This is a genomic window from Zobellia alginiliquefaciens (assembly GCF_029323795.1).
GTDB classification, from domain to species: domain Bacteria; phylum Bacteroidota; class Bacteroidia; order Flavobacteriales; family Flavobacteriaceae; genus Zobellia; species Zobellia alginiliquefaciens.
This window is the reverse complement of sequence record NZ_CP119758.1, coordinates 1,141,700-1,159,366: the sequence shown is the minus strand read 5'-3', so window position 1 is coordinate 1,159,366 and position 17,667 is coordinate 1,141,700. Positions and strand designations below refer to the sequence as shown.

At 39.2% G+C, this 17,667-nt stretch carries 14 protein-coding genes; 10 read left to right on the top strand and 4 right to left on the bottom strand.

The window, feature by feature from the left end; all coding sequences use genetic code 11:
- The 4 genes from P0077_RS04905 to tsaB all read left to right on the top strand — a co-directional run bounded on the left by P0077_RS04905 (nucleotide 1) and on the right by tsaB (nucleotide 4,626).
- Nucleotides 1–1,263: an ABC transporter permease gene (locus P0077_RS04905; RefSeq protein ID WP_194524737.1), complete on the top strand. Its 1,263-nt coding sequence runs from the start codon at nucleotides 1–3 to the stop codon at nucleotides 1,261–1,263.
- A gap of 62 nt (nucleotides 1,264–1,325) precedes the next feature.
- Entirely contained in the window at nucleotides 1,326–2,465 is a 1,140-nt protein-coding gene (locus P0077_RS04900) for an efflux RND transporter periplasmic adaptor subunit (protein WP_276168022.1), read from the top strand.
- A gap of 31 nt (nucleotides 2,466–2,496) precedes the next feature.
- Nucleotides 2,497–3,849, top strand: coding sequence for a TolC family protein (locus P0077_RS04895; protein WP_276168021.1), 1,353 nt, complete (start codon nucleotides 2,497–2,499; stop codon nucleotides 3,847–3,849).
- A 99-nt stretch (nucleotides 3,850–3,948) separates the two neighbouring features.
- Nucleotides 3,949–4,626 carry a tRNA (adenosine(37)-N6)-threonylcarbamoyltransferase complex dimerization subunit type 1 TsaB gene (gene tsaB, locus P0077_RS04890; protein ID WP_276168020.1) on the top strand — a complete coding sequence of 226 codons (678 nt, stop codon included), beginning with the start codon at nucleotides 3,949–3,951 and terminating at the stop codon, nucleotides 4,624–4,626.
- Between the two features lie 5 nt (nucleotides 4,627–4,631).
- Here tsaB and P0077_RS04885 read toward each other — a convergent pair whose 3' ends face one another.
- The 3 genes from P0077_RS04885 to P0077_RS04875 all read right to left on the bottom strand — a co-directional run bounded on the left by P0077_RS04885 (nucleotide 4,632) and on the right by P0077_RS04875 (nucleotide 6,924).
- The gene (locus P0077_RS04885; RefSeq protein ID WP_276168019.1) at nucleotides 4,632–5,480 is read right to left on the bottom strand and encodes a mechanosensitive ion channel family protein; all 849 of its coding nucleotides are present in this window, start codon (nucleotides 5,478–5,480) and stop codon (nucleotides 4,632–4,634) included.
- A 243-nt stretch (nucleotides 5,481–5,723) separates the two neighbouring features.
- The gene (locus P0077_RS04880) at nucleotides 5,724–5,924 is read right to left on the bottom strand and encodes a dodecin family protein (RefSeq protein ID WP_276168018.1); all 201 of its coding nucleotides are present in this window, start codon (nucleotides 5,922–5,924) and stop codon (nucleotides 5,724–5,726) included.
- An 82-nt stretch (nucleotides 5,925–6,006) separates the two neighbouring features.
- Nucleotides 6,007–6,924 (bottom strand): NifU family protein, encoded by a 918-nt coding sequence (locus tag P0077_RS04875; protein ID WP_276168017.1) that lies wholly within the window; start codon nucleotides 6,922–6,924, stop codon nucleotides 6,007–6,009.
- Nucleotides 6,925–7,059: 135 nt separating this feature from the next.
- On the opposite strand from P0077_RS04875, the gene P0077_RS04870 reads away from it, so the two are divergent.
- Nucleotides 7,060–8,076 carry a PorP/SprF family type IX secretion system membrane protein gene (locus P0077_RS04870; RefSeq protein ID WP_276168016.1) on the top strand — a complete coding sequence of 339 codons (1,017 nt, stop codon included), beginning with the start codon at nucleotides 7,060–7,062 and terminating at the stop codon, nucleotides 8,074–8,076.
- A gap of 78 nt (nucleotides 8,077–8,154) precedes the next feature.
- Here the strand turns inward: P0077_RS04870 and P0077_RS04865 are convergent, their stop codons facing one another.
- Nucleotides 8,155–9,342: a VWA domain-containing protein gene (locus tag P0077_RS04865; RefSeq protein WP_276168015.1), complete on the bottom strand. Its 1,188-nt coding sequence runs from the start codon at nucleotides 9,340–9,342 to the stop codon at nucleotides 8,155–8,157.
- A gap of 248 nt (nucleotides 9,343–9,590) precedes the next feature.
- Here P0077_RS04865 and P0077_RS04860 point away from each other — a divergent pair, with 248 nt between their 5' ends.
- The 5 genes from P0077_RS04860 to P0077_RS04840 all read left to right on the top strand — a co-directional run bounded on the left by P0077_RS04860 (nucleotide 9,591) and on the right by P0077_RS04840 (nucleotide 17,665).
- The gene (locus P0077_RS04860; protein WP_276168014.1) at nucleotides 9,591–11,546 is read left to right on the top strand and encodes a tetratricopeptide repeat-containing sensor histidine kinase; all 1,956 of its coding nucleotides are present in this window, start codon (nucleotides 9,591–9,593) and stop codon (nucleotides 11,544–11,546) included.
- 30 nt (nucleotides 11,547–11,576) lie between these two features.
- Nucleotides 11,577–12,305, top strand: coding sequence for a LytR/AlgR family response regulator transcription factor (locus P0077_RS04855; RefSeq protein ID WP_276168013.1), 729 nt, complete (start codon nucleotides 11,577–11,579; stop codon nucleotides 12,303–12,305).
- 20 nt (nucleotides 12,306–12,325) lie between these two features.
- Complete coding sequence (locus P0077_RS04850; protein ID WP_276168012.1) at nucleotides 12,326–12,835, top strand: gamma carbonic anhydrase family protein; 510 nt, start codon at nucleotides 12,326–12,328, stop codon at nucleotides 12,833–12,835.
- 71 nt (nucleotides 12,836–12,906) lie between these two features.
- Nucleotides 12,907–13,794 (top strand): ACP S-malonyltransferase, encoded by an 888-nt coding sequence (gene fabD, locus P0077_RS04845; protein ID WP_276168011.1) that lies wholly within the window; start codon nucleotides 12,907–12,909, stop codon nucleotides 13,792–13,794.
- A gap of 151 nt (nucleotides 13,795–13,945) precedes the next feature.
- Complete coding sequence (locus P0077_RS04840; protein ID WP_276168010.1) at nucleotides 13,946–17,665, top strand: T9SS type B sorting domain-containing protein; 3,720 nt, start codon at nucleotides 13,946–13,948, stop codon at nucleotides 17,663–17,665.
- Nucleotides 17,666–17,667 lie beyond the last annotated feature (2 nt).

Sequence of the window (17,667 nt, the reverse complement as noted above, 5' to 3'; positions counted from 1 at the left end):
ATGAATTTTATATTCGATAGAAATACATGGCAAGAGATTTTCGGTTCGATCAGTAAGAACAAGATTCGGACTGTAATTACCGTAGTAGGGGTACTATGGGGTATTTTCATTTATATAGCCCTTTCCGGTGCGGCCAAGGGTATGGACAATGGTTTTGAAAGTATGTTTGAGAGTATTGCTCGGAATAGTATGTTCGTATGGGGGCAAAGTACGAGTATGCCCAATGAAGGATACAAGACCGGTAGGCAGATGCAGTTAAAGCTAGATGATGCGGTAATGATTCAGAATCGCATTCCGGAAGTAGAGTATATAGCTCCTAGAAACGTACGTGGTTTTTTTGGCTCTCCACCGGCAAATATTGGCCGTAATAATAAAACAGGTAGTTATTCGCTATTCGGGGATTTTCCTGCGTTTACCAAAATTGCACCTAAGAAAATATATGAGGGTGGCAGGTTTATTAACGATGAAGATATCAATCAGGCAAGAAAGGTAGCTGTAATAGGCGAGCGGACACAGAAGGAGCTTTTTGATAAAAATGAAAATCCAATTGGAGGTTATTTTAAGATTGATGATGTTTATTTTCAGGTTGTAGGGGTTCATAAGTACGATCCCAGTGGTGGTTTTGGTGGAGATGGAGATATTTTTATTCCGTTTTCGACTTTTAAAAAACTTTATAATACGGGTGATAATGTGGGTTGGTTTTCAATTGCGGCCTATGATAATGTAGATGTACTTAAAGTAGAAGAGAATATTAAAAATCTTTTAAAGAACCTGCATCATGTGCATCCAGATGATGATCGTGCTTTTGGGTCTTTCAACCTAGGGGAGCAGTTTAATAAAATTGTGGGCTTTGCAGATGGTATAACCTTTCTTTCGTTGATTGTTGGTATTGCCACCATATTGGCGGGCGTCATAGGTATTGGTAACATCTTGCTTATTTCCGTGAAAGAACGGACCAAAGAACTTGGGGTGCGAAGAGCTTTAGGGGCTACGCCGGCAGAGGTACGTAATCAAATTATATTAGAATCGGTCTTCTTGACTGTTATTGCAGGTATCATGGGAATTATTCTAGGAGCATTGGCATTGGCAGGAATTAGTAGTGCTACTCAAGATATAGATTTTCCGTATACCAATCCTACTGTACCTATACCCTATGTAATTGGAGCATTGGTGATAATGGTAGTACTTGGAACTTTAATAGGGCTTATACCTGCCCAAAGAGCGGTGAGTATAAAACCAATTGATGCCCTTAGAGAAGAATAATAGAGAATTTTGTAACAAAACAGAAAACAACAAAACCAATAGACAACAAATACACCTGAAAAATGAACAAGATCGTAAAATATATCTTAATTGGTATTTTGGTGCTAGGCGCTTTATGGGCCGCAGCTTTTTTTGTAAAGTCGAATAGCAAAGATGCCGTTACCTACGAAACCGAAACGCCTTTCATATCTAATATTGAAAAGAAAACGGTAGCTACGGGTAAGGTGGTTCCTGAAGATGAGGTTGAAATTAAGCCACAGATTTCGGGTATCATCCAAAAGATTTATATGGAGGAGGGCCAAAAGGTGAAGTCGGGAGAATTAATAGCAACAATTAAAGTTGTTCCTAATGAGCAGTCGCTTAATCAGTCTAGAGGTAGGGTAAGGAATGCCGAGTTGGCGCTAAACAATACTCAGATAGAATACAACAGAAATAAATCGCTTTTTGATAAAGGTGTTATATCTAGTCAGGATTTTAACACCTTACAATTGCAGTATGACCAAGCGAAACAGGAACTTGATAATGCTAAGGCAGATTATCAGATTATCCGTCAAGGTTCGGCAGGTGGTTCTACAAGTGCCAATACCAATATTAGGGCAACTGTAGACGGCACCATTCTAGAAATACCGGTAGAAGAAGGTGATCAGGTTATTGAGAGTAATAATTTTAATGACGGTACCACAATAGCTACAATTGCCGATTTAAGTAAGATGATTTTTGAAGGTAAGGTAGATGAAGGTGAAGTTGCCAAATTGGAAGTAGGTACGCCTTTAAAAATTAGCTTGGGTGCTGTAGAAGGTGCTGAGCTAGATGCCAAATTACGATTCATTGCTCCAAAAGGAATTGAAGAAACAGGTGCGGTACAGTTTAAGATTGAGGGTGATGTAGAAGTTAAGGACGATGTGTTTATTAGAGCTGGATACAGTGCGAACGCTTCATTGGTCTTGGAGAAAAAAGATGATGTTTTGGTTATACCGGAAGCGTTGTTGCAATTCGATAAAAAGACGGATGAACCCTTTGTAGAAGTTGAAACCGGTAATCAGGAGTTTGAGAGAAAGGATATTGAAATCGGGATTTCGGACGGTGTAAACGTTGAAATCGTTTCAGGATTAACAGAGTCTGATAAAGTAAAGGTCTGGAGTAAAACGGAGCCCATTAAAAAAGGAGAAGACGAAGAGGAAGAGGCCGATAAAGAAGAGTAACAATCATCAATCATAATCAAAAAATCACAAAATGAATTTTAAACTAACAGCATTACTGCTCTTATTTTCTATTCGAGCGGTCAGCGCACAGCAGAAAAACTGGACGTTGCAGGAATGCGTGGACTACGCCGTAGAACATAACCTTTCTATAGAACAGTATGAGTTGGATCTGCAGAATGCGCTAATAGATAAATCTGACGCCGTGGGTTCTATGTTACCGGCCTTAAACGCTTCGTCTAGTGTTACAGGTAGTACGGGTCTTTCTTTTGATCCCACTACAAATCAACCTGTAACAACCACAATTTTAAGTGCGAGCGGAGGACTTACTTCTTCTTTGACACTATTTGACGGTTTGCGTAATCTTCACCGTTTAAATCGAGCAAAACTAAATGAGATATCCAATCAGTATCGTCTAGATGACTTAAAAGATGATATTAGGTTAATGGTGGCCAATGCTTATTTGCAAATACTATCCAACAAGGAAACTTTAAAGGTTTTTAAAGCACAATTTGCCGTGTCCGAGCAGGATTTAAAGAGGTCTAAGGAGCTTGTGGATGCTGGAGTCCTTCCCAATGGCGATTTGCTGGAGATTGAAGCTACCCTGGCAACTTTGGATCAGCAAATTGTAAATACGGAAAACCAGGTATTGATTTCCCGCATTAACTTAGCACAATTACTACAGATAACAGATTATGAGAACTTTGATGTGCTAGATGCAGATATTGAGGTTCCACCTTCTGAAGTACGAAATAAATCTCCAAAAGAAATTTTTGCCGAGGCTTTAAGTTTTAGAAACGATATTAAATTCTCACAGTCTAATATTGATCTAGCGCAAAAAGACCTTGATATTGCAAAAGGTGCTGTTTACCCAACTTTGAGCGCATTTTTCAATTATAATACCAGATATTCGGATCAAGGTGGATTTGACAGTTCCACGGGAACTATAGTTCCTGCGGAAAGTTTTACGAATCAATTGTGGATCAATGATGGTATTTCATACGGAGCTCAATTAAACATTCCGATTTTTAATGGCTTTAGCGTAAATAACAATATAAAGCGATCTAAAATAAATGTAGAGAAAGCCAAACTTCAACTAGAGCAGGATAAATTAAATTTGGAAACAGATATCAATCAGGCATATGTAGATGTCACCAGCTTTGCAAAAGCGTATGAGGCAGCTCAAAAAACGTTAGATGCAAGACGTTTGGCGTATGACTATTCTAAAGAGCGCTATGATGTAGGGCTTATGAATGCTTTTGATTTCAGTCAGGCGCAATCTAGAGTGGATAATGCAGAGGCTGAATTGATAAGAACCAAGTACGACTATATTTTTAGGCTAAAAGTTCTTGAGTTCTATTTTGGGCTTCCTTTGGAATTGAAATAGGAGTAAATCATAAAATGTAATTTGAAACCTGTTCGGTGTAAAACCGAGCAGGTTTTTTTATGTGTGAGTTTTAATCTTCTCATGTATCTTTGCAGCCTTATGAGCATAATCTTAAACTTAGAAACGGCAACGACCAACTGTTCGGTCAGTGTTGCTAAAGAAGGGCGTATTTTGGCACTTAAGGAGCACGATACGCCTAATTATTCGCATGCAGAGCAATTACATATTTTTATTCAAGAAGTACTGAAAGAAATAAATTTAGATATTTCTGAATTGGATGCCATTGCCGTGAGTAAAGGCCCAGGCTCCTACACAGGTTTGCGCATAGGGGTTTCTGCCGCCAAGGGATTATGCTTTGCTTTGGATATTCCTTTAATTTCAATAGCTACCCTGGGTAGTATGGCGGAACAAGTTACTTCCCATGAAATAGAGTATATCATCCCCGTTTTAGATGCGCGCCGTATGGAGGTGTATTCTGCCGTATTTAACTCGGATAAAGATGAGGTGAGAGCTACAGAGGCAGAAATTATAGATGAAAATTCTTTCGGTGAATTTTTAGAAAAAGGAAAAGTAATTTTAATAGGGAATGGAGCAGAAAAATGCAAGACCATAGTATCACATCCTAATCTGAGTTTTGATGTCTCAGTTGTGCCCTCCGCCAATGAAATGGCCCAGCTATCATATAAAAAGTTCAAAGCGGACCACTTTGAAGACGTGGCCTACTTTGAACCTTATTATTTAAAAGATTTTATTCTTCAGCAGAAGAAAAAAAAGTAATCTGTTTAATTATCGATTTTTGCTTTTAAAGCTTCTCCTTTTACATGTACATCGCGTTGTGGGAAAGGAATTTCAATTTCAGCTTCATCAAATCTTCTTTTTATTTCTTCAATGATAAAGAAGTGAGCTGCCCAAAAAACGGAGTTCTCTGCCCAGAACCGTAAACTAAGGTTAACGGAACTATCGCCTAAAGCATCAACATAAACTTCTGGCGCAGGGTCCTTAAGTACATTTTCGTTTTTTTTGCAGATATCCAACATAATATCTTTGGCAACCTTAATATTGGAACTATAACCAATACCTACTTTTATATTGTCCCTACGAGTGGGCATAGCGCTGTAATTTACAACGTTATTGTTCGATAATTGCCCATTGGGAATTATAGCAAGTTGGTTTCCGAAGGTGTTTACCTTAGTGTAGAAAATGGTGATTTCCTTCACGGAACCATCTACTCCTTGAGCTGATATCCAATCGCCAATTTTAAAAGGTTTAAAAAGAAGAATAAGGACACCGCCCGCAAAATTTGAAAGTGAACCTTGTAAGGCCAAACCAATGGCAAGACCAGCGGCACCAATGATGGCAATAAGTGATGATGATTTAACTCCCAACTGGGTAATCACCAAAACAAAAAGCAAAACCTTAAGCGCTATATTTATAAAACTCTGTAAAAAACTTTCCAGGGCAAGGTCGTAATCTTTCTTTTCAAAGAATTTGCGGACCATTTTGTTGAGAAAGCCTACTATCCATAGTCCTAAGAATAGTATAATTAATGCCATTACTAGGTCTGGTAATATCTCCCATGTCCACTCTATGGCTTTGTCTATATGTTCTTGGTAATCTGTGAATTTTTCCATGGCTTTATTTTTGTAAGGGCGCAACTTACTAAATACGGCAGGGGCAATCAAATTGAAATCATTAAACTAATGTTAATCCAAGGTGTATAGCCTAAATGGGTCAACACTTTGTTCATATGTATCCAAAATGATGGTGAACCTACAGTTTTAATTTGTTAGAAGTACCGGTATTGTTAATTGTTTAGAGCATAAAAAAAGCGCTGCAACGGGGTTGCAACGCTCCATTTATTTGGTGTTTTACGCTTAGTTTACTTCAAAAGTAATCTTTACGTTTACACGGTAATTATCCATTTCTCCGTCAGTAACTGTTGCGCTTTGCTCGTTAATATAAACGGATTTAATATTCTTCACTGATTTAGAAGCTTGGGCAACCGCTTGTTTGGTTGCATCTTCCCAACTTTTATCAGAATTTGCCAATACTTCTATAACTTTTAAAACTGCCATAATATTTTGTTTTTATGATTCGTTTCAAATTACGAAAATATTGGTCAGGTTTATTGATTCTAAACCTGTAAAAATTAGTTCATTAACCATTAGCAGCAACTACTTCGTTCACTTTGTCTCCCATCATATTTTTTAACATGGTTTCAATGCCGTTCTTTAAAGTGAAGGTTGATGAAGGGCAACCGCTACAGGCACCTTGTAAAATAACGTTTACCGTTTTGCTATTCTCTTCGTAAGATTGAAAAAGAATGTTGCCACCGTCACTGGCAACTGCTGGTTTTACGTATTCTTCAAGGATATCAACTATCTGCTGAGATGTGTCGTCTAAATCCCCTACAGGTTGGTTTGATCCAGCGCTTTCTCCTTGAGGAGCTTCTTTTGCCTTAGCTATTGCGCTTTCGGATACCGCTTCGTTGCCATCGGCAAGGTATTCCCGTATATGTTCGCGTAACTGCATGGTGACATCTTCCCACTCCGCAACGTCATATTTGCTAACAGAAACGTAATTCATATCAAAGAAAACCTCTTTTACGAACGGAAAGTTAAAGAGCTGCTTCGCCAACTCGGAATTTTTGGCTTCGTCTATATTCTTAAACTCAAAAGCAGCGGGTACAATAGGTTTGTTGGCAACAAATTTCATTACAGATGGGTTAGGGGTTACCTCTGCATAAACTGTAATAGCCACTTTTTTGGACGTTTCCTCTACTTCATTTACAATAGGTTCATCTGCATTTAGATAATCTACCAGTTGCTGGGCGACTTCATCTTTTACATCGTCCCATGCAACTATATCATAGCGCTCAAGACCAATAAAGTTTCCAGAGATGTATACCGTCTTAATAAACGGTAGGTAAAAAAGCTGTTGTGCCAAAGGTGAATTTTTGGCCTCATCTATGTTTTTGAACTCGTAGTTCTTGTTTTTTGTTAAAAAGTGATTCGTCTCAAATTTAAGAATCGCAGGGTTGTTGGTTTTAACAACCGTAATTGTATACTCCTTCATGGTGTCAAAATTTTTGTAAAAATACAACCTATTTTCGAACAGTCCGTATGGAATTGACTATATAATAATGTAACGTTTCATCCGTTATACCTTATATTTAGGCGATCAATCAATTATCCTCATTATATCAACCCGATGAAATACCGTTTACTGCTCTTACTCGCGTCACTCTCCTTTGCATTTCAATCTACGGCACAAGAGGGTATTCCCGTGTATTTTGATTATTTAGCCGATAACTATTATCTCGTTTACCCATCAATGGCCGGTATTAGTGAGGGCGGAAAGATAAGGGCCACGGCAAGAATGCAATGGTTTAGTGTAGATGATGCCCCAAATTTACAGACTATAAATACCAATTTTAGAATAGGTGAAAGTAATAGTGGGGTAGGTGCTATCATTTTTAATGATGCGAATGGCTACCACGCTCAGACTGGCGTTAAGCTGACTTATGCTCACCACCTTAAGCTTGGAGGGGATGGGCGGACATTAAATCAGTTTTCTTTTGGGTTGAGTCCTACATATTTACAGAGCAGTTTAGATGAAACCGAATTTCGTTCTGCACAACCAGATAACGCTTTAATAGGAAGTAAGATTAGCGAAGGGTACTTTAATATGGACCTTGGTTTCTCATACAATATTATGGAGTTTTATGCCCACTTTGCAATAAACAACCTATTGAGTAGTAAGCGTAATTTATATCGTTTTGGGAGACAGGACCCGGATAACGTTCCTGTAATAGATAATTTACGACGGTATTTGTTTTCAGTAGGTTATGTTTTTGGAAAGCAAGAATGGCAATTAGAGCCTTCCGTGTTATTTCAGATGAGCGAGTTTACGGAAGAAACGTCTATTGACCTTAATGCAAAAGTCTACAAAGACGTAGATTTTGGTCGCATTTGGGGCGGATTGTCATACCGAAGAAGTTTTGAAGGAGCACAGTTTGCTACTTCAGATAGTTTTGGCGAACAGCGTTTACAACTGTTTACTCCAATCGTAGGGGCTAATATTGGAAACTTTATGGTCTCGTACAACTATTCATATCAGTCAGGAGATATTCGTTTTGATAGCGGTGGCTTTCACCAAATAACCTTGGGTTACGATTTTGGACAAAAAGAACGCAGGTACGATTGTTACTGTCCTGCAGCTCAATAAAGCAGAAAAAAAGAGCCAGATAAAAAATAAAAGCATCCCGACTCATCGGAATGCTTTTGTTTTTTAAGTATTAGAGGTTTATTCCTCCCACTTATAATCTTTTTTAGCCGCTTGCTTTTTAATCGCCTCTAGCATCGCATTTTCCAATTCACCTTTTTCGCCATCTTTTTGCTTTTCGGCAATGAATTGCTCGCGTTTCGCATTCAATGTTTGAATCTCGTTTTGAATTTTACTGCGTTCGGATTTCTTTTCTTTAATATAAGATTCCATTTCATCTTTAGACTTTCCTTTTAACTCTTTGGGCAGTTCATCTTCCTCTATTTTTGCGATATCAAAAGAGGCATCATCGGATGCATCTACCAAGTCCCATTTCTTATTGTTATAAAGTCTAGAACTTTTACTCACTGCCCTTTTTACCGCAACCACCTCTTCTAATTCATAAGCGTTGGAATCTTGAGTACGCTGTTGTTCCATTTTGGCGCTACCCAAAGCACCGTATGAAATATAGGTCTTGTTCAATTTAGAATTTAGCTTAATGATGACATCATCATAAGGCGTGTCTATGTGAACCACTTTACGATTATGGTCAATAGCTATATATTCTCCTCCGGTTAAGACAGCGCCGTTTTTCCAATCCGAATTAATGCCTTGCTGATAGTTTCCACAGAAAATGGTATTCACCACAATGTCTTTCTCTTTTGCGTTAATCACTGCATCTTTATAGTTTAGTTTGCCTTGGGTAAAAGGTTCGTTACCGGCAATGAAAATCATTTTTAGATTGTCTGGGTTGTCGCCCCAATTCAATTGCTTTAATGAGGTGTGAATTACTTCGCCACAAAATTCCTCTCCACCATTAGTTGTTAATGAAAAGAGTTTCTCTGAGATATCATCCAAATCTCCACTAAAATTCAATACTTGCTGAATGTAACCTTCTCTGGAAGATAAATTGTCGTTGCCATATTGATACAGTGCAATTTGCAGTTCCGGTCTTTCTTCATTTCCGCATTTGGCATAGGTAAACTTGTTTACAATATCCCAAAGCTGAGATTTTGCTTGGTTGATGAGTCCGTCCATACTATTACTGGTATCTAGTAGCAGCGCAATTTTTACGGTGTTGTTTTTTGGTTTTTCGTCATGTATGGGCGAAAATACTTGCGCCAGTACGGGTTCCGCTGTTGCTTTTTTAGGTTTTAGCTCGCAACCGTACATACTGGTGATGGCAAATGACATGCAAGCTAATCCTAGAATCTTTCCTGTGTTTTTCATAATTTAAATTTTTAAAGCACTATTTAGAGGCTATTAATTTGTTTCTGTTTTTTCTGTTGATGAGGTAAAAGTAGAAGCAACTTAGTTCTTGAAAAACCTGTTTTGAGGGAACTGGCGTTCTGAAGTAGGGAACGTACCTTTTGGGTGTGGGAAGCCTATAAAACAATCCATTTTTTGAGGGTTTAGTGAAAAATGTGGTTTTTTAGTGCCGCATAATTCAACTAAGTTTACGTTGTACAAATAATTAAATGCAAACAATCCGTTACATATTGATCTTCTTGTTTTTAGGATGTTCCACAATGAGCTTGTGGGCACAAAAAGAGGTGCGTAGCAGTAAAATGTCCAAGCCACAAAACAACCTGCATCAGGTGTATTTAGATTCGGCCAATAGCTATAAGCAAACAGATATTGAACGCAGTATTGATTATATCACCAATTCTATTGCGGTATTAGGTAAGCAAGCGGATAAGAAGTCGCTTTCGGAATCTTTAGTGGCTTTGGGCGAAGTATATCGATATCACAATCAATATGATTTAGCGATTACCAATTATAAAGATGCGCTTGAAGCCCATAAGTCAACCCGGACCACTCTTCTTTTGGCCGAAGTGTATATACTGAACAAACAGTTCTCGGAAGCCGAGAAAGAGTTGGGTCCATTGCTGAAGATAGAAGGTCTGGAACCTTATCAAAATGTACGATTAAACGAAAGTTTAGGTGACGCCTATAGGGGCTTGGGACTTATTGGAAAAGCAGTAGCTTTTTATGAAGAAGGAATCTTGGTCGCCAGAAAAAACCAAATTACACCCAAGTTGGCCGATTTAAATTCTAAGATAGCCGACACCTATGCCCAGGATGATAAATTGGTAGAAGCAAGTGCATATTACAAGAGTTCATTAAAGCTTACGGAAGGGCTTGAGCCAAAACGCGCTGTTCAGGAAAAAGAAAAAGTAGCTGATTTTTATAACCAGAAAAGTCAGTACGGTGCCGAGATTGAATTACGTAAAAAAAGTCTTAATGAATTAAAGACGCTTCCTTTGGGTAAAACTAGTAAGCGGGAAGCACGGGGTGATTTTGATTCCATTACTTCGCAACGTATCAATTACAAAATAGCTAATGCCTATATAGCGCAAGATAAGTATGATGAGGCCATTCCTTATCTTAAAGAAAGTATAGAAGAAGCCGGCTCTGAAGATGATTTGGTAGTTCAGAAAGATGCAACCCGAAAACTCTCTGAAGTTTTTGAATATAAGGGCGATTATCCCAAGGCTTTTGAAACCTATAGAGATTATGTGTCCTTGGTAGATACGCTTTATGTACGCAAAGAACAGGAGATATCACGAGCGGCACGATTTAACCGTGAGATAGCCTCTAAGCAAAACCGTATTTCCGGTTTAGAGCAAGAACGGGAGTTGTCACAAAGCAAGTATGACCTGGCATTGACGGAACAGCAATTGATTCAAGAAAACAACAAGCGTCAAAAATGGATTATCTATTCGCTTATTTTTGGAATGATATTACTCGGTTTGGCTGCATTTTTCTTTTACCGTAGCAATCAGCAACAAAAATTGGCCAATAACCTTTTGGCTTTAAAGTCGTTGCGGTCACAGATGAATCCGCATTTTATATTTAATGCACTAAACTCTGTAAATAATTACATAGCTAAGAGCGATGAGCGTAGTGCTAACAGGTTTTTAAGTGAGTTTTCAACTCTAATGCGTTCGGTATTGGAAAATTCGGAGGAAGATTTTATTCCGCTTACAAAAGAATTAGAACAGCTAGAACTGTATGTGAAGCTAGAACACTCCCGTTTTCCGGATAAGTTTGATTATGAGCTGAACGTAGATAAGAATATTGATATTTCGTCCTTTGAGATTCCGCCCATGTTGCTTCAGCCTTATATTGAAAATGCGATTTGGCACGGACTTCGGTACAAAGAAGAAAAAGGACTTTTGAAAATTGATGTACAGCCAAAGGGAGCAACATCCATAGAAATAAGTATTGCCGATGACGGTATTGGAAGAAAGAAATCATCTCAACTAAAGACCCAAAACCAAAAGAAGCAAAAATCCAAAGGTATGGGTAACATTCAAAAACGGATTGCTATTCTAAACGATATGTATAAAAATAAGGTAGATGTAGCTATTTCTGACCTTTCTGCAGATGGTTCCGGTACAAAAGTGCTGTTCGTTTTGAGAAAAGACTAATGAGGTTCAATCCCTACCAAAAACCCTACTATGAAATTAAACGCCATACTTGTTGAAGACGAAGCCAATAGCCGCGAAATACTCCGTAATTATCTGTCAAAATATTGTGCCGACGTAAATTTAGTCGGTGAAGCTGCATCCATTCAAGAAGGATTGGAGCTTATCGGAAAACATGATTTGGACCTTGTATTTTTAGATGTAGAAATGCCCTTTGGCAATGCCTTTGATTTACTGGACCAATTACCGGACCGTACTTTTGAAACTGTTTTTGTAACGGCGTATAATCAGTATGCTATGGACGCTTTAAATAATCATGCGGCCTACTATCTTATGAAACCTATAAATATTGATGAGCTCATAAAAGCGGTAAGTTATGTTCAAGAGATTAAGGAGAAGGAAAATGAACTTGAAGACATGGTCCTGCAGCCCAAATTGAAATCCGTTCAAGGAAAGATAACCTTGCCGCAGCAAGACGGTTTTCAGGTGTTGAATGTGGCAGATATTCTCTATTGTAAGGCAGATGATAACTATACGGAAATCTATCTAGAGAATAAAAAGATACTTGTTAGCAAGACTCTAAAATATTTTGAAGAAGCATTGGCTAGCTTTCCGTTTGTCCGTATTCACAAATCGTACTTGGTGAACGTAAATGAGGTAATCAAGTACAAAAAAGGAAAAGGAGGAAGCGTAGTGGTTTCCAACGGAAAAGAACTGTTGGTGTCCGCATCAAAAAAGAAAGACCTTTTGGCCTATTTTTAAGAACATTAATAAGAAAAACTATGATAAAAACAATTAACGGAAAAACACCGCAATTTGGAGATGATTGTTTCATTGCCGAAAATGCTACTATCGTGGGCGAAGTAACTATGGGCGATCAATGTAGTATTTGGTACAATGCGGTGCTTAGGGGAGATGTACATTTTATTAAAATGGGCAATAAGGTGAACGTTCAAGACGGAGCCATAGTGCACTGTACGTACCAGAAATCGCCAACAACAATCGGTAATAATGTCTCCATTGGTCATAATGCTATTGTTCACGGTTGCACCTTAAAAGATAATGTATTGGTGGGTATGGGAAGTATAATTATGGATGATTGTGTTGTGGAGAGCAATAGTATTATTGCGGCGGGAGCCGTAGTTACAAAAGGAACCCATGTACCCTCTGGAAGTGTTTTTGCAGGAACACCTGCTAAAAAGATAAAGGACATCAGTCCTGAGCTGAGCTCAGGTGAGATAGACCGTATTGCTAACAATTATGTGATGTATTCCAGTTGGTTCAAAGAATAAGAAGAGTAGGCATCCGAGTTGGGACTTATACTTAATTTGTTATTTTTGCAGGCACCAAAAAACGAAAAAGAATGAACGCATATATATTTCCTGGACAAGGAGCACAGTTTGTAGGTATGGGCTTGGACCTTTACGAAAAGTACCCATTAGCGCAAGAGCTATTTGAAAAAGCCAATGAAATCCTTGGTTTTTCTATTACCGATATTATGTTTCAGGGTACGCCTGAAGATTTAAAACAAACTAAAGTTACGCAACCGGCCATTTTCTTGCATTCGGTTATTTTGAGTAAAGTGATGGGGGATAGCTTTAAACCGGATATGGTAGCAGGTCATTCATTAGGTGAATTTTCGGCATTGGTAGCCAATGGAACCTTGGGTTTTGAAGATGGATTAAAATTAGTTTCGCAACGTGCGTTGGCAATGCAAAAAGCGTGTGAGCTTAAACCGAGTACAATGGCTGCAGTTTTAGGATTGGAAGATGCTATCGTAGAAAAAATATGTAAAGAAACACCTGGGGTGGTTGTCGCAGCAAATTATAATTGCCCAGGGCAACTGGTTATTTCTGGCGAAGTAGAAGCTATTGAAGCAGCCTGTGTTAATATGAAAGAAGCCGGAGCAAGAAGAGCCTTGGTGCTTCCTGTAGGTGGTGCATTCCACTCACCATTAATGGAGCCTGCCCGGGAAGAGTTGGCGGCAGCAATTGAAAATACAACATTTTCAACACCTAATTGTCCAGTATATCAGAATGTTACTACTGTAGCAGTGAGTGATTCCGCGGAAATTCAGAAGAATCTCATTTCACAATTGACCGCTCCCGTAAAATGGACGCAAAGTGTGGAAAATATGGTGAAAGACGGCGCTTCCTTGTTTATTGAGGTTGGACCAGGAAAAGTGTTGCAAGGATTGGTTAGAAAAATCGCTCCGGGAGCAGAAAGTCAGTCGGCAGATATCCCAAGTTGATGTTTTATCCGTATATGATGTAGTTCGTCCGTAAAACCTTGATTTAACCCCAAATTTACGGTTGCGGACATTTTTTTTAGTAATATTGACGCCCATTTAGCCACGACCTACTTTATTTGCTGTGAATTGAATTTTTGTTCAAAGGACAGTTATGAAATTGAAAAAGAAAAAAATAGGCTTCACCCAAAGTTTGAGAGCACTGGGTAAAGCAGTACTAGTATTTTTATTGTTTTTGGGTGTTGGCTATTTTGCTAATGCTCAGACATTTTCTCTAACGGCGACGTCGGCGACAACGACACAAGAAGGAGGTGCGATACTGTCATTTAGGGTTTCTAAAGCAGGGGGGCCTGTATTTGGTACGAATACTGTGAACCTTAGTGTACTTGCCGGCGCAAATGCGGCAACTTCGGGTAGCGATTACCAAAACTTTCCAGTAACATTTCAGTTCAATGCATTAACATCTCAACATCTAGTTGATATTAACATTGCTGATGATCAATTGATAGAACTAAATGAAACAATTACTATTGAAATACCTGTAGTTAACGGTGTGTCAGGAGGAGGAAGTAGACATCCAACTGATAATAAAATAACCTTTACAATTCAGGATAATGATGAGGGCGAATTTACTTTAAGCAGAACACCTGCAACTCTAGCTGAAGATGCTGCAGGCACCGCAACCTTTACTCTTTCTCTTGATAAGGTGAATGCGACTGGGGCGGATGTTACCGTTCCTTACAATTTTAACGCTACAGGTGCAAATCTGAGCTCAGCTACTTTTGGTACGGATTATACGGCAACTCGTCCTGTGAACGGTCAATTAATTTTTGCTAATGGTGATAATACACCCCAAACTATAGTTGTAGACCCCACTCCTGATGCAACCCCAGAACCCGATGAAACGATAATTCTAACTCTTGGAGACCCTAGTAATACAGCTCAGTTCGGTCATACCGAAATGTTGGTTGCAGATCGCACGGTAACGATCATTGATAATGATTGTGTGGCAGGAGATACACCTCCTACTATTAACGGAAGGGCTAATGCAGTTTGTAACCCTCCAACGGCCTCTGTTAATTTAAATACGTACGTAGTAGATGGTGCAGGTGGCGCACCTGCAGGGAGTTCGCTCCGGTGGAGTGATACGGCCAATCCAACAACGGAAGGGGCTTTAAGGGCTGCCACAATAACAGCTTCCGGTACCTATCACGCCGTATATTGGGCGGATGACAATTCTTGTTTTACGACCAGTAACCCGGTTACCATAACGTTTAATACTCCGCCATCGGTAGGTACGGTAACAACTCCTTCAAACGCGTGTAATAATGCTAATGATGAATTTGGACCGACTCGTATTCCATTAAATTCATTAATTACAGGTAATGATGCAGGTACTTGGGCCTATACTTCAGGACCAGCAACGGTAAATCCTACGGGAGCCAATAATCAAGTGAACTTTAGAGGGCAGCCGGAAGGTGCTTATGTTTATACGTTTACAACAACAGGTGCTGAGACACCTTGTACTAATGATTCTATATCGGTAACCATAAATGTTGATGATTGCGATCCTTGTACCGCTGGAAATGCAGCTCCAGTTCTAGATACAAGTGTACAGCGAACTTTTTGTGATGATATAACTACAGGATTAAATGACTATGCGCCTAATAGCGGACCCAATGGTACGGTCTTGCGATGGGCAACGGATGATACTGACCCTACGGGTAGTTTTGTACCCAATAACAGGCTGAATGATCCCCTGCCAGGTACCTATTACGGGTTTTATTATGATGCTATCAATGATTGTGCCAGCCCTTTATTAACATTAACGTTAGCTCAGAGCGAAACTCCTGAGGTAACAAGTACTGCTGGGGACAGTAGATGCGGGCCAGGAAGAGTGGTGCTGAGGGCAACGGCTACTCAAAACGCTACCATTAATTGGTTTAACCGTGCAACGGGAGGTTCACCTATAGGAACAGGAGCTAGTTTTACTATTGATAACTTGGCAAATACCACAACCTACTATGTAGAGGCGGAAGCCAATGGTTGTACTTCCGCTCCACGGGTTGCGGTTGAGGCGGTAGTTTTTCCTCCGGTTACCGCAGGGAACCCGGAAAATGCATCTTCCTGTAATGATGCTACATTTGGCACTACTACTTTAGATTTGGATACTAGGTTTGCCGATACGGCTAGTGCAGGTAATTGGTCTTGGTCTTCGGGTCCTGCCAATGTTACTATTAACGGTGAGAATGTTGTGGATTTTCAAGGTTTGCCAAATGGTACATATGTGTTTGCATATACCACAACAGGTGCTCAAGAGCCCTGTGTGAATGAAACGGCAGAGGTGACTATTTCAGTGAGTAGTTGTGATACGGATGATGACGGAGATGGATTGTTAGGTGGTCTAGAAGCTATATTGGGTACGGATCCCAATAACCCTGATTCGGACGAAGATGGTATCAATGATGGAGATGAAGTAGGTGATGATTTTGATAACCCTCTAGACGAAGATGGTGATGGTATTATTGATGCTTTGGATTCTAATATTTTAGATACAGATTTGGATGGAGTTGTTGATCAATTAGATCCAGCAAACAATAATGCTTGTATTCCGGATAATTCTAACGGACTTTGTGATACTGATGGTGATGGTATTACGGACGGACAAGAGGAAGCAGATGGAACCAACCCTCTAGATGCTTGTGATCCTGATATTAATAATGGAAACTGTGATCCAACCCCTATAGATCTTGAGGTATTAAAAACTGTAGATAAGGCGGAGGCTATAGCTGGTGATGAGGTTATTTTTACTATCAATGTCAAAAACCTTTCTAATCGTGTGGCACGGAATGTTATTATAGGTGAAATGTTGGAAACAGGTTTTCAGTACAAAGCCCATACTGCTACGGATGGTAGTTATGATATAGTTACTGGAGAGTGGGCAATTGCTGAGATTTCTGAAGGTGGTACGGTTACTCTAACCGTTACGGTTGATGTGTTGGAAGGAGGTCCATACACGAATGTTGCCGAATTGTTACAATCGTTCCCGGTAGACGAAAACCCTGCTAATGATAGTTCAGAAGTTACTTTAAATATTGATTTGCCCGAAGGGATAGATTTGAAACTAGAGAAGTTCGCAAGAATCGTAAAAGAAGACGATACTTTGGGAATTCAAGAGCCTTTTGCTGATTTAAAAAGTGTAAACCCATTGGTTGGTCAGGAAGTTATTTTCACTATAAAAGTTACTAATAACTCCAATGAGAATGCTATTTCCAATATTCAGGTTTTAGACTCTATATCTTCTACTCAAGATACCGATTTTGTCCTGATCAGTAGTACGCCGAATAAAGGGGAATATACTCCTGAAACAGGCATTTGGTTAATACCGGAACTAATTAAAAATGAGGTTGCCACACTTGAAATTAGGGTGCAATTTCCTTCAGCGGATAACTTTCAAAACACTGCAGAGATTATTCGTTCCTCTCCTGTTGATAGCGAAGGTAAGTATGATAATAATAAAGCTACGGTAGAGGTAAATGTTTTTGAAAGGACCGAAGCAGAGTTAGGAATCATTTTCAATCAATTTTCACCGAATAATGACGGTACAAATGATGTGCTTAAAATAAATAAGGAACATGAGTCTGGTACGATAGAACTTGTTTACGATATCAAAATTTTCAATAGATACGGAAAGGTGGTTTTTGAAGGTGATCAAATGACCGATGAGGTTATTTGGGATGGAACATGGGAGGGTAAACAGGCACCCGACGGTACTTATTTCTATGTTTTGAACGTCAATTTACAAGAAGGAGAAACAGTAGAAGGTTTTGAAACCAATACCACTAAAAAAGGCTGGATTCAGCTTATAAGATAATA